Source organism: Paramagnetospirillum marisnigri, assembly GCF_001650715.1.
Lineage (GTDB): Bacteria > Pseudomonadota > Alphaproteobacteria > Rhodospirillales > Magnetospirillaceae > Phaeospirillum > Phaeospirillum marisnigri.
The window spans coordinates 176,110-188,500 of the sequence record NZ_LWQT01000055.1; the positions used below are offsets into that span (position 1 = coordinate 176,110).

At 66.7% G+C, this 12,391-nt stretch carries 15 protein-coding genes; 11 read left to right on the forward strand and 4 right to left on the reverse strand.

Features of this window, described 5'->3' with window-relative positions:
• From A6A04_RS10735 to A6A04_RS10745, 3 genes are read left to right on the forward strand one after another with little or no spacing between them, the layout of a single operon-like run.
• Complete coding sequence (locus A6A04_RS10735) at positions 1 to 1,023, forward strand: ABC transporter permease (RefSeq protein ID WP_068492667.1); 1,023 nt, start codon at positions 1 to 3, stop codon at positions 1,021 to 1,023.
• Positions 1,020 to 2,627 carry an ABC transporter ATP-binding protein gene (locus A6A04_RS10740; protein WP_068492669.1) on the forward strand — a complete coding sequence of 536 codons (1,608 nt, stop codon included), beginning with the start codon at positions 1,020 to 1,022 and terminating at the stop codon, positions 2,625 to 2,627. Before A6A04_RS10735 ends, A6A04_RS10740 begins: the two co-directional genes overlap by 4 nt.
• Positions 2,628 to 2,682: 55 nt before the next feature.
• Complete coding sequence (locus tag A6A04_RS10745) at positions 2,683 to 3,570, forward strand: DMT family transporter (RefSeq protein WP_245651163.1); 888 nt, start codon at positions 2,683 to 2,685, stop codon at positions 3,568 to 3,570.
• Between the two features lie 119 nt (positions 3,571 to 3,689).
• Here A6A04_RS10745 and A6A04_RS10750 read toward each other — a convergent pair whose 3' ends face one another.
• Complete coding sequence (locus A6A04_RS10750) at positions 3,690 to 4,082, reverse strand: hypothetical protein (RefSeq protein ID WP_068492671.1); 393 nt, start codon at positions 4,080 to 4,082, stop codon at positions 3,690 to 3,692.
• A 146-nt stretch (positions 4,083 to 4,228) separates the two neighbouring features.
• Between A6A04_RS10750 and A6A04_RS10755 the strand changes: the two genes are divergently transcribed.
• A complete protein-coding gene (locus A6A04_RS10755; protein WP_068492673.1) occupies positions 4,229 to 5,680 on the forward strand; it encodes a glycosyltransferase family protein in 1,452 nt (483 codons plus the stop codon).
• A gap of 9 nt (positions 5,681 to 5,689) precedes the next feature.
• Here A6A04_RS10755 and mog read toward each other — a convergent pair whose 3' ends face one another.
• Positions 5,690 to 6,226, reverse strand: coding sequence for a molybdopterin adenylyltransferase (gene mog / locus A6A04_RS10760; protein WP_068492675.1), 537 nt, complete (start codon positions 6,224 to 6,226; stop codon positions 5,690 to 5,692).
• A gap of 100 nt (positions 6,227 to 6,326) precedes the next feature.
• Here mog and A6A04_RS10765 point away from each other — a divergent pair, with 100 nt between their 5' ends.
• From A6A04_RS10765 to A6A04_RS10775, 3 genes are all read left to right on the forward strand, one after another.
• Positions 6,327 to 6,650 (forward strand): heavy metal-binding domain-containing protein, encoded by a 324-nt coding sequence (locus tag A6A04_RS10765; RefSeq protein WP_068492678.1) that lies wholly within the window; start codon positions 6,327 to 6,329, stop codon positions 6,648 to 6,650.
• Between the two features lie 117 nt (positions 6,651 to 6,767).
• A complete protein-coding gene (locus tag A6A04_RS10770; protein ID WP_068492680.1) occupies positions 6,768 to 7,439 on the forward strand; it encodes an extensin family protein in 672 nt (223 codons plus the stop codon).
• 333 nt (positions 7,440 to 7,772) lie between these two features.
• Positions 7,773 to 8,207, forward strand: coding sequence for a hypothetical protein (locus A6A04_RS10775; RefSeq protein WP_068492682.1), 435 nt, complete (start codon positions 7,773 to 7,775; stop codon positions 8,205 to 8,207).
• A 127-nt stretch (positions 8,208 to 8,334) separates the two neighbouring features.
• Here A6A04_RS10775 and A6A04_RS10780 read toward each other — a convergent pair whose 3' ends face one another.
• Positions 8,335 to 8,769 (reverse strand): flagellar export protein FliJ, encoded by a 435-nt coding sequence (locus A6A04_RS10780; RefSeq protein WP_068492684.1) that lies wholly within the window; start codon positions 8,767 to 8,769, stop codon positions 8,335 to 8,337.
• Between the two features lie 27 nt (positions 8,770 to 8,796).
• Complete coding sequence (fliI, locus tag A6A04_RS10785; protein WP_068492686.1) at positions 8,797 to 10,149, reverse strand: flagellar protein export ATPase FliI; 1,353 nt, start codon at positions 10,147 to 10,149, stop codon at positions 8,797 to 8,799.
• Positions 10,150 to 10,260: 111 nt separating this feature from the next.
• On the opposite strand from fliI, the gene ctrA reads away from it, so the two are divergent.
• The 4 genes from ctrA to A6A04_RS10805 all read left to right on the forward strand — a co-directional run bounded on the left by ctrA (position 10,261) and on the right by A6A04_RS10805 (position 12,358).
• Positions 10,261 to 10,971, forward strand: a complete 711-nt coding sequence (ctrA, locus tag A6A04_RS10790; RefSeq protein WP_068492688.1) for a response regulator transcription factor CtrA — start codon at positions 10,261 to 10,263, stop codon at positions 10,969 to 10,971.
• 89 nt (positions 10,972 to 11,060) lie between these two features.
• Entirely contained in the window at positions 11,061 to 11,768 is a 708-nt protein-coding gene (locus tag A6A04_RS10795) for a metalloendopeptidase (protein WP_068492690.1), read from the forward strand.
• Positions 11,769 to 11,832: 64 nt separating this feature from the next.
• Positions 11,833 to 12,033, forward strand: coding sequence for a hypothetical protein (locus A6A04_RS10800; protein WP_068492900.1), 201 nt, complete (start codon positions 11,833 to 11,835; stop codon positions 12,031 to 12,033).
• Positions 12,034 to 12,100: 67 nt separating this feature from the next.
• Complete coding sequence (locus tag A6A04_RS10805; RefSeq protein WP_216636092.1) at positions 12,101 to 12,358, forward strand: hypothetical protein; 258 nt, start codon at positions 12,101 to 12,103, stop codon at positions 12,356 to 12,358.
• The last annotated feature ends 33 nt before the right edge of the window (positions 12,359 to 12,391 follow it).

Below are 12,391 nucleotides of genomic sequence, written 5' to 3' on the forward strand. Positions count from 1 at the left end.
ATGCGCCTGACGCCGCTGGACCTCCGGCGCCTGGACGCCTTTCGCCGCAACCGTCGCGGCGTGTGGTCGCTGTGGATCTTCCTGGCGGTCTTCGGCCTCAGCCTGTGCGCCGAGCTGGTGGCCAATGACCGCCCCATCCTGGTGTCCTATGACGGCGTCCTGTACGCCCCGGTGATCCGCGACTATCCCGAAATCACCTTCGGCGGCGACTTCAAGACCTATGCCGACTACCGCGACCCCTACATCCTGGGCAAGATCGCCGAACATGGCTGGGCGGTGTGGCCGCTGATCCGCTTCGACTACCGCGCCATCAACTATGACAGCGCCCGGCCCCATCCGGCGCCGCCCACGGCGGTCAATCCGCTGGGCACCGACGACCAGGGCCGCGACGTGCTGGCCCGCCTGATCTATGGCTTGCGCCTGTCCATCGCCTTCGGCCTGGCCCTGACCCTGGTCAGCACGGTGGTCGGCGTGGCCGCCGGAGCGGTGCAGGGCTATTTCGGCGGCCGCATCGACCTGCTGTTCCAGCGCTTCCTGGAAATCTGGGGCGGGCTGCCGGAGCTGCTGATCCTGATCATCATCGCCTCCATCATCAAGCCGGGCTTCTGGAGCCTGCTGCTGGTCCTGGTGCTGTTCTCCTGGACCAATCTGGTCGGCGTGGTGCGGGCCGAATTCCTGCGCGCCCGCAATTTCGACTATGTGCGGGCCGCCCGCACCCTGGGCATGAGCGATGGCCGCATCATGGTCCGCCACGTCCTGCCCAACGCCATGGTGGCGACCCTGACCTTCATGCCCTTCATCCTCAGCTCCTCCATCGTGTCGCTGACCGCGCTGGATTTCCTCGGCCTGGGCCTGCCGCCGGGCTCGGCCTCGCTGGGCGATTTGCTGCGCCAGGGCAAGGACAACCTGCAGGCCCCCTGGCTGGGCCTGACCGGCTTCGTGGTGGTGGCGGGGTTGCTGTCCTTGCTGATCTTCGTCGGCGAGGCGGTGCGCGACGCCTTCGATCCCAGGAAAACAACATGACAGCCGCACCTCGGAACCCTCTCCTCGTGGTGGACGATCTGGCGGTGAGCTTCGGCGACACCCCGGCGGTCAAGGGCGTCTCCTTCACCCTGGCCAAGGGCGAGACCCTGGCCCTGGTGGGTGAATCCGGCTCGGGCAAGTCGGTCACGGCGCTGTCCATCCTGCAACTGCTGCCCTATCCCCGCGCCCGCCACCCCAAGGGCTCCATCCGCTTCGACGGCGCCGAGCTGGTGGGCGCGCCGGAACACGCCCTGCGCGCCGTGCGCGGCGCCCGCATCGCCATGGTGTTCCAGGAACCCATGACCTCGCTCAACCCCCTGCATTCCATCGCCGCCCAGGTGGGCGAGGTGCTGGAGATCCACGAGGGCCTGCGCGGTGCCGCCCTGCGCGCCCGGGTGCTGGAGCTGCTGACCCTGGTGGGCATTCCCCAGGCGGACAAGCGCCTGGACGCCCTGCCCCACGAGTTGTCCGGCGGCCAGCGCCAGCGGGTGATGATCGCCATGGCCCTGGCCAACCAACCCGACATCCTGATCGCCGACGAGCCCACCACCGCGCTGGACGTCACCATCCAGGCCCAGATCCTGAAGCTGCTGAAGGAGTTGCAGGCCCGCTTCGGCATGGCGCTGCTGTTCATCACCCACGACCTGGGCATCGTGCGCAAGCTGGCCGACCGGGTCTGCGTCATGAACCAGGGCGAGATCGTCGAGGCCGGGCCGGTGGCCGAGGTCTTCGAGCGGCCCGCCCACCCCTATACCCAAAGGCTGCTGGCGGCCGAGCCCAAGGGCCGCCCCATCCGCGACGGCGCCGAGACCCCCGAGATCATGCGGGCCGAGAACCTGAAGGTGTGGTTCCCCCTGAAGGGCGGGTTGTGGCGGCGGACCATCGGCCATGTCAAGGCGGTGGACGGGCTGAGCCTGAGCCTGCGCCAGGGCCGCACCCTGGGCGTCGTCGGTGAATCCGGCTCGGGCAAGACCACGCTGGGCCTGGCTTTGTTGCGACTGCTGGACTCCGAGGGCGAGATCGTGTTCGGCGGCACCGCCATCCAGTCGCTGTCGGCGTCGCGGCTGCGGCCGCTGCGGCGCGAGATGCAGATGGTGTTCCAGGACCCCTATGGCTCGCTCAGTCCACGCATGTCGGTGGCCGAGATCGTCGGCGAGGGGCTGGAGGTCCACGGCCTGGCCACCGGCCCCGGCGAGCGCGAGGCCGCCGTGACAAGGGCGCTGGAGGAGGTGGGACTGGACCCCGAGTCCCGCGACCGCTATCCCCATGAATTCTCCGGCGGCCAGCGCCAGCGCATCGCCATCGCCCGTGCCCTGGTGCTGAAACCCCGCTTCATCGTGCTGGACGAGCCCACAAGCGCGCTGGACGTCTCGGTCCAGGCCCAGATCGTCGATTTGTTGCGCGACATCCAGGCCCGCCACGCCATGGCCTATCTGTTCATCAGCCACGACCTCAAGGTGGTGCGAGCCCTGGCCGACGACGTCATGGTGATGAAGGACGGGGTGGTGGTGGAATCCGGCCCCGCCGAGCAGGTGTTCCAGGCGCCGCGCACCGCCTATACCAAGGCGCTGATGGCCGCCGCCTTCGACCTGGAAGTGGCGTGAGGGTGCGAGCCCCCACCCCAACCCTCCCCCAGCAAGGCCGGGGGAGGGAGCATAAGTGACCGGGCGCCACTCCCACCTCGATGCCCTGGCCATGGGGCTGATGGTCTTCCTGTGCGCCGTCTGGGGCCTGAACCAGGTGGCGGCCAAACTGGCCAATGCCGGAATTTCCCCGGTGCTGCAGGCGGGACTGCGTTCGGCCGGGGCCGTGCCGCTGCTCTGGGCGTGGTCGGCCTGGCGCGGGGTGGCGCTGTTCAATCGCGACGGCAGCCTGGGGGCCGGGCTGCTGGCCGGGCTGATGTTCGCGGGCGAGTTCGCCCTGATCTTCTGGGGGCTGGACTATACCGCCGCCTCGCGGGCCGTGGTCTTCCTCTATACCGCGCCCTTCGTGGTGGCGGCGGGCATGCATGTGCTGGTCCCCGCCGAGCGGCTGAACCGCGTCCAGACCCTGGGTCTGGGCTGCGCCTTCCTCGGGATCATCGCCGCCTTCGGCGAAACCCTGGCCCTGCCCAGCGGCACCCAGTGGATCGGCGACGCCATGCTGCTGGCCTCGGCGGTGCTGTGGGGCGCCACCACCCTGGTGGTGCGCAATTCAGCCCTGGGCCGCCTGTCCGCCGAGAAGACCCTGTTCTATCAGTTGGCGGTCTCGGCCGTGGCGCTGCCGCTTGCCTCGCTGGCGCTGGGCGAGGCCGGCCTGCGCCAGCCGACGCCGCTGGTCTGGGGCCTGCTGGCCTTCCAGGTCGCGGGCGTCGCCTTCGCCTCCTATCTGGCGTGGTTCTGGCTGATCACCCGCTATCCCGCCACCCGGCTGTCGGCGTTTTCCTTCCTGACGCCGCTGTTCGGCATGGGTTTCGGCGCCGTGCTGCTGGGCGAGCCCCTCACCTGGCCGCTGATGCTCGGCATGGGATTGGTGGGAAGCGGCATCTGGCTGGTGAACCGGAAGTAACCTCGGACCTGTCAGTTTACCATTCCCGTCACCCCCGGGCTTGACCCGGGGGTCCATGGGTGCCCGGATCAAGTCCGGGCATGACGAATGGAGATGTTTCCACCAAACCCGGACAAACCCTATCCGCCGCAGGTGCCGCAGCAGGTATCGGCATCGTAGGTGATGCGGGCCACCATGTGGCGCTGGCCGTCGCGGGGTGGGAAAAACTGCACGAACACCATGGTGAGGCCGGGTGGCAGAGTCACTTTCTCGCCGGTCATGCGGCCGCTGCGCGACTCGCCATAGGCATAATCGTCGGGGCCGTCGCACAGGCTGAACGTCGCCGACAGCACCGCCTGGCAGCGGTCCACCGACCAGGTGTCCGAGGCCACCACGCTGCCGGTCGCCAGGGTTTCCACCACCGCCGTGTCTCCATCCAGTCGGACCTGAATCACATTGGCATGGGCGGCGACGGCCGCTTCCACCAGATTGAGCAGGGTGGCCCGGGATTGCGGCAGGGAAAGTTCGGTCATGGCTGATGGCTCCGCGATAGGAGGGCACAGCAAAGCCCATGCGGCAGCGGCAAGGCCTTGAGCCCGGTCAAGGCCGTTGCGGCAGGCGACACCCTGGCGCCGCGCCGCTATAGTCGGCTGTCCGAAATGGGAGAGGAAATCCAGCCTTGGCGCACCGAATTCGCCTGGTCTCTCAGCTGTTCGCCGATGGCCGCCCCGACGCCGCCCTGGCCACCGCCGAGGAATTCGTCATGGAGGCCCCCGACGACCCCCTGGGCTATTTCCTGCTGGCCGACTGCCATGCCCGGCTGGGGTCCGGCCGGGTGGCGGTGGAGCTGATCCGCCAGGCCCGCGCCCTGGGCGGCAGCGTCCCCGACGGACTGTCCGATGCCTTTCTCCAGACCTGCGCCGTCACCCCGTTCGATTTCGACTATTCCGAAATCCTGTGCCGTCCCAGCCCCTGGCTGGGGCACTGGTCCGCCGGGCGAGAGCCGTCGCCGCTGCATGACCGGCTGATCAAGGCCACCTTGGATCTGCACCGGCAGGCCTGGGAGGCGGGAGAGATCGCGGCACCGATGCGGGCCGACGCCTATGGCCCCGCCGGAGAGGCCGAGCCGAGCCTGCCCCGGCTCACCGTGCTGGTGGCCATGCTGGAGCGGGTGGGACTCGACCCCGCCTTCATCGAAAGCGATGTGCGGCCCAATTTCGTCGGCTCGGCCCGGGGAGTCGGGCTGGACGCCCATGCCTTCTCCACCGATACCATGACCTACGAGACCAACCTGGTCGGCCTGGACGATACCGAGATCAAGCGGGCACGGGACGAGTTGGAAGCCACCATCGCCCGGCTGCGCCCCGCCCTGGTGGTCACCGACGGCAACTACATTCCCACCGGCCGGGGCATGGGGGTGGAGGACTGGAACGCCCTGAAGGCCCGCTTCGGCTTCCGCATGGCGGTGGTGATTCCCGACTGCTACGACATCCCGGAGCGCAACGACGACAAGCTGGCCTATTGGTCGGGCTGCGCCGATGTGCTGAGCGTCTTCCATCCCTATTCCCGGGCGGTGACGGCCTTTCCCGACCCGGCCCGCTTGCTGGTCTGCCCATCCTTTCCCTTCGACGAGACCCGCTTCGCCGTCGAGGGCGTCGCCAAGAGCCGCGAACTGTTCTTCGTCGGCACGGTGTCGCGCCAACGCCAGGCCCTGGTCAATGCCGCCGGCGCCGCCGGAATGAGCGGCTGGTGCCAGTTGCACAACCGCAAGCGCGATCAGGCGCCGTCCTACGAGGAGTATATCCAGGGATTGCTGAGTTCGCGCCTGTCCCTCAACAACGGCCGGGTGGCGCCCAACAGCTATATCGTCACCGGCCGCACCGCCGAGTCCATGCTGGCCGGGTCGCTGCTGCTGGAGGATGTGGGCTCGCCCCTGGACGAGTACTACGTCCCCTGGGTGCACTATGTGCCGTTCTCCAGCCTGCACGAATTGATCGTGCTGCTGCGGTTCTTCCAGTCCCACGAGGAGGAGCGCGCCCGCATCGCCGAGGCCGCCCGCGCCCAATGGCGGCGGCACTATTCCAACCGCCGCCACTGGGCGGCGCTGCTGCGCAAGGCCGGGCTGGGTTGATGACGCGCCCTACTTCGTCTTGGGGCGGAAGGCCTTGCACACCGCCGGATCGGTGTCGATAAACGGCCCGCCGATCAGGTCGATGCAATAGGGAATGGCCGGCATCACCGCCACCAGGCAGTCATTGATGGCCGAGGGCTTGCCCGGCAGGTTGACGATCAGGCTGCGGCCCCGGATTCCGGCGGTCTGGCGCGACAGGATGGCGGTGGGCACCACTTTCAGGCTTTCGGTGCGCATCAATTCGCCGAAACCCGGCATCATCTTCTCGCACACCGCCTCGGTGGCTTCCGGCGTCACGTCGCGCGGCGCCGGGCCGGTACCGCCGGTGGTGACGATCAGGGCACAGCCCTCCACATCCGCCAATTCCTTCAAGGTCGCCTCGATCAGCGGCTGCTCGTCGGCGATGACGCGGGCCACCGGCCGCCACGGCGTCGACAGGAAGCGGCTCAGCTCGGCATGGATGGCGGGGCCGCCCTTGTCCTCGTAAATCCCCTGGCTGGCGCGGTCGGAAATGGTAACGATACCGATGGGAACGGATTCGGTCATGGCGACGGTCCTGAGCTTTCTTTTGCAAGGGCGAGTTTGGGGACAGCCAAGCCGTCCGGTCAAGGATATGATCACGCTTTCATCACTGTTGGAGGGGCGCATGATCATCACCACCACCGAAAGCGTCGAAGGCCGCCGCATTACCGCCTATCTGGGCATCGTCTCGGCCGACGCCGTCATGGGGACCAATATCTTCCGCGATATCCTGGCCAATGTGCGCGACATCGTCGGCGGCCGCAGCAAATCCTATGAGAACATCCTGGCCGAGGCCAAGGAAGCCGCCCTGACCGACCTGCATGCCCGCGCCGCCGCCCTGGGCGCCGACGCGGTGGTGGCGGTGGACTTGGATTACGAAGTGGTCGGCGGCGGCTCCAAGACCATGCTGATGGTTTCGGCCAACGGTACCGCCGTCAAGCTGGGCTGATTAACCTTTGTTTAACCTTTAAGGTGAACTAACGGCGCCTAACACATAGAAAATACGTGACTTTCCGGCGGCGGTTCCCTAGATTCCCTAAGGGATCGCCGTTTCGGAATCGTCGCCGTGTCGCTGGGACGCCTCATCGCCATCGTCGGAATATTGCTGCTGGGGGCCTGTGCCGCGCCGCCCATGCGCGCCGCCGCGCCGCCGCCGCCGGTTCTCGACCCCGATGCCGCCTGCCTCAAGGAGTTGCGCGACCGCCGCGTCGCCTTCGAACCCCAGGCGGCCATGCCCGCCGGATCGTGCAGCATCGCCAATCCGGTCAAGGTCAGCGCCGATTCCCAGATCGGCTGGAACAAGCCCGGCCTGATGTCGTGCGCCATGGCCCGGGTGGTGGACCGCTTCGAGACCCAGGTGGTGGGTCCCGCCGCCCAAAGCGTGCTGGGCCAAAAGGTGGTCCGTCTGCTCCATATGGGCACCTATGACTGCCGCAACCGCCGCACCGAAGCCACCGTGGCCGCCGCCGGTACACCCAAGGGCGAAAGCCGGGGCGGCCGTCCCTCCGAACACGCCAAGGGCCAGGCCATCGATATCGGCGGCTTCGAACTGGCGGACGGCACCGTCATCTCGGTGAAGAAGGATTGGCGCGGCGCGGGCAAGCGCAGCGAGTTCCTCCAGGCGGTGGCGCGGGCGTCGTGCGAGCACTTCAACGTTGTGCTGACGCCCAACCACAACCGGCTGCACGCGGACCATCTCCATTTGGACATAGGTCCTCATAAATTATGTGGGTATTAGAACGTCTCAAAATTCTTGCCGCCATGCAGCGGTTGAATTATTCTAGTCCGCGGTGGTCGATCGTCGCGGCTCCCCCCACTCCGCCGTCGCCGATCGATGACCCACCGCGCTCCAATCTCAGGGAGACCGCGGCGTAACGGTCGATCCCGCGCTACCCTCCCCCCCATTCGGAGCGCGGGGCCGCCACGGGCGACGGGGGCCTCCGTCCATAGAAGATGCGAGGCCCCCGTCGGCCCTTAACCCCGGATCTCCCCGATACTAACCGGATGTGCGCTATCGCTTTCCCTGCCCTTGGCGCTATGCTGATTGTCCAGGGGAGGGAGCAAGAATGTCATGGACAGCAAGCCACCAGCCGATGCCGAGGGCGATACCCAGACCGTCCTGACGGAAATTCGCGCCTTGCGCGACGAAATGCGCGAGGTCCATGGCGATGTGATGGCGGCACTGGGCGCCATTCGCCAGCTCTTCACCGAACTGACCCGGGTCGAACGGACCGAAACCGCCATCGAGACCGGACTCGACCAGATGTCGCATCGGCTGGATGAGGCCATGGACTCACAGTGTCCATCCCTGGAGCATTGCGAGAATTGCGGTTCGAAGGTGGAGCTTCACCCCGCCGAGAACGGAGTCCTGGTTCTGTGCCATGCTTGCGGCCGAAGCGCCTTCGCCGACCGGCGCTGCCTGCCCGACCGGCGCGCCCGCTTCAATCAGCCGGAGGAAGGCATCCCCAACACGGTGGGCGAGCCCGAGGGCTGGACCAGCGAATAGGGTGGAGTCTGGTGGAATCGGTATTCCCTGTCGTCACCCCCGGACTTGATCCGGGGGTCCGTGGATGGCCGGGTCGAGCCCGGCCATGACGAGTGGAGAGAGTGCTTCCACCTAAACCGGACAAACCCTAGCTCTCCTCGCGTCCCTTGCGGCGATAGAGGTTGAGGCCGATCTCGTCCATGAAGTTCTGTTCCTTCTTGTCGCGCTCGGCCTGGGCGCGGCGTTCGCGTTCACGCTGGGTGATCTCGTAGGTCTTCAACTCGTTGAAGGCCTCGGCCAGGGCGTCGCGGGCGCGGATGATCTCCTCGCGCACCGCCTCCAGGGCGTTGAACAGCTGCTGGCGCCGGTTCAGCCAGGCATTGGCGTAATTGCCGTAGGCGAAGCCGATGCCGGTGGAATCCTCCGAGGCCAGCCGCTGCTCCTCCTTCAGCTGCTCCTCCTCGCGGCGGATCATGTCGAGGATTTCGTCCTCGCGCCCCTGCAACGCCACCAGGATGCGCTGCTTCTCGTCCACGTTCCACTTGGACAGGCGGATCAGGGTCTTGAGGCCCTTGGCGGCCATCAGATCATGGCCTCAGGCGCCGCCATGCTATTTCCGCCCCATGCCGTCGCCCTCGAACGGCATGCCGAGGATTTCCGCCAGTTGGGCGTAGCAGCCATGCAGATTGGTGGCGTCGGTCTTGCGCTGGCCCAGGAAGCTTTCCAGCTCGGGATAATAATGCATGGCCTCGTCCACCGCCGGATCGGTGCCGCGGCGATAGGCCCCTAGCCGGATCAGTTCCGCCATGTCCTCATAGGTGGAGAGCAGGGAACGGGCGCGCCGTACCAGGGCGTTCTCCTCCTCGTTGTTGCAGGCGGGCATGGTTCGCGACACGCTTTTCAGGATGTTGATGGCGGGATAGCGGCCGCGTTCGGCGATGCCGCGATCGAGCACGATATGACCGTCCAGGATGCCGCGCACCGCGTCGGCGATGGGCTCGTTATGGTCGTCGGCATCCACCAGCACGGTGAACAGGCCGGTGATGGAGCCCTTGCCGGTGCCCGGCCCCGCCCGTTCCAGCAGCCGGGGCAGTTCGGCGAAGACGGTGGGGGTATAGCCCTTGGAGGCGGGAGGCTCGCCCGCCGACAGCGAGATTTCGCGCTGGGCCATGGCGAAGCGGGTCACCGAATCCATCATGCACAGCACGTCCAGGCCCTGGTCGCGGAAGAATTCCGCCACGGTCAGGGTGACATAGGCGGCCTGGCGTCGCATCAGGGGGCTTTCATCCGAGGTGGAGACCACCACCACCGAGCGCTTCATGCCCTCCTCACCCAGATCATCCTCGATGAATTCCCGGGCCTCGCGGCCGCGCTCGCCGATCAGCCCGATCACCGAGACATCGGCCGAGGTGTTCTTGGCCATCATGGACAGCAGCGACGACTTGCCGACGCCCGAGCCCGCGAAGATGCCCATGCGCTGGCCCCGGCAGCAGGTCAGGAAGGAGTTGACCGCCCGGACCCCCAGGTCGATCTTGCCCGCCACCCGCTGGCGGGAATGGGCCGATGGCGGCGCGTTGCGGATGGGAAAGGCGGTATCGCCCGAGGGCAGCGGCCCCAGCCCGTCCACCGCCTCGCCGAAGCCGTTGACGCAGCGGCCCAGCCAGCCCCGGTCGGGATAGATCACCGGCTCGGCGTCCTGGACCTCGGTGCGGCAGCCCAGGCCGATACCCTCGATGGCGGAATAGGGCATCAGCAGGGCGCGGCCCTGGCGGAAGCCCACCACCTCGCAGATCACCTTGCGGCCGTCGCGGGCCACCACGTTGCAGCGGTCGCCCACCGACAGGGTGCGCTGCACCCCGCCCGCTTCCAGCAGCATGCCCTGGACCGCCGCCACCCGGCCATAGACCTGGATGTTGGAGACCCGTTCGATGTCGTTGATCAGGTTGCGGACCAGGAATTTCACGAAAAACGCCTCTCGACTTTCGACTGGTAAAAGTCTAGCCGCCTTGAACTGGCCAGAATACCCCCTTATGGTTAAGATATGGTGGAGACAGAATGGTCCGGGAACCGAGTCATGCGCGTTCTGGTGGTCGAAGACGACAAGATGATGTCCAAGGTCATCGAGACCATGCTCAAGGCCGAGGGCATGGTGGTCGATACCACGGCGCTGGGCGAGGACGGTCTTGAGATCGGCAAGCTCTACGACTACGACATCATCCTGCTCGACCTGATGCTGCCCGACATGGACGGCTACGAGGTACTGCGGCGCCTGCGCTCGGCCCGCATCGAAACCCCCGTCCTGATCCTGTCCGGCCTGACCGAACCCGACAAGAAGATCAAGGGCCTGGGCTCGGGCGCCGACGACTACCTGACCAAGCCCTTCGACAAGGGCGAGCTGGTGGCCCGCATCCAGGCCATCGTGCGTCGCTCCAAGGGCCATGCCCAGTCGGTGATCGATACCGGCAAGCTGTCGGTCAATCTCGACGCGCGCACCGTGGCGGTGGCGGGCGAGCCGCTGCACCTGACCGCCAAGGAATACGGCATCCTGGAACTGCTGAGCTTGCGCAAGGGCCAGACCCTGACCAAGGAACAGTTCCTCAACCACCTCTATGGCGGCATCGACGAGCCCGAGCTGAAGATCATCGACGTCTTCATCTGCAAGCTGCGCAAGAAGCTGTCCACCGCCACCGGCGGCGAGTCCTATATCGAGACGGTATGGGGCCGCGGCTATGTCTTGCGCGATCCCGAGGCGCCGCAAAGCGGAAAACACGTCCGTCTCGGCTGATATTGCGCCTGTTTTTCGTGAAACCACGAAATATGGTTTGATCCTGGACTCCGCTTGCGTCAGAATCCCGCGATTCCAAGGGGTTCGGCATGGACGTTCAAAAACTCGCCAAGGTACTGGCCATGGCCGCCTCGGACAATGACGCCGAGGCGCTGCACGCGGTCCGTACCGCCAAGCGTCTGCTCGACAATGCCGGGCTCGATTTCGTCGCCCTGGCGTCGCGATTGTCGGACTCGGGGCCGGTGGTGCCTCCCACCCGCCTGGAAGATCTGGAAGACACCGTCTTCGACCTGCGCAACGAAATCCGCCATTTGCGCTCCGAGAACGAACGCCTGCGCCAGGGTCAGCCCGTGGCCGCCGCCGTCGCCCAGCCCAATCTGGCCGACACCGCCGCCATGCTGCGCCTGCAGGTGGAGCTGGACGCCACCCAGCGGGAATTGCAGCGGACCCTGGCCGGAGCCGAAGCCGCCGAGATGGCGTTGCGCTCGGACCTGACCCAGGCCATCACCGCGCTGGACAAGCTGAACGGCCAGTTCGGCGAAATCAAGGCCCGCAACGACCGGCTGGAGGCGGAGAACCGCCGTCTCACCCTGGTGGCCACCGCGCTGAAGACCGAGCTGGACGAGCGCCTGGCCGACGCCAGCCATCCGCTGCCCACCCCCACCCAGCGCCCCGAGACCATCGCCCGGCCCGAACCCATGGCCCGGGTCGAGTCTGGCCCCCGCCGCGCCGCGCCCCACAGCGCCGCCCGCCGGGTGGGCAAGCCGGTCCCCGCCAATCAGTACGCGCTGTTCTGAGAGTCCCAAGCGGCTTGTGGGCATGATATCATCCGGATCGTCGGGATTTTTCTGGATGCAGGCCATGCATGTGAACGCCGAAGCCCTTCTCGCCAAGATCGCGTCGCTGTCGCCGGAACGCATGGCCGAGGTCGAGGACTTCGTCGATTTCATCCGCCAGCGGGAGAAGGATGCCGCCCTTTCCCGTGCCGCCGCCGCCGCCAGCGGCCCCGCCTTCGCCCGGGTCTGGAGCAATCCAGAGGACGATGCCTACGATGCCCTTTGACTTCGGCGATATCGTCCTGGTTCCTTTTCCCTTCACCAGCCATGCCGCGTCCAAGAAGTGACCCGCCGTGGTGGTCAGTTCCCTGGCATACAATTCGGCACGTCCCGATCTGGTGGTGATGGCGGTGACGAGCCAAATCCGGGCAATCCCGGATTATCGCGAAACCGCCGTCACGGATTGGGCCAGAGCGGGGCTGCTTAAGCCTTCGGTGATCAAACCGGTCTTCGCCACCTTGGAACAACAGCTGGTGCTGCGAATCCTGGGTCGCTTGGGCAACGCAGACACGCTGTCCCTGCGTGCGAGCATCTCCGAAATCCTGGGATAGGGGCGCCGTGTCGACGGCAAGGCTGGACTCTTC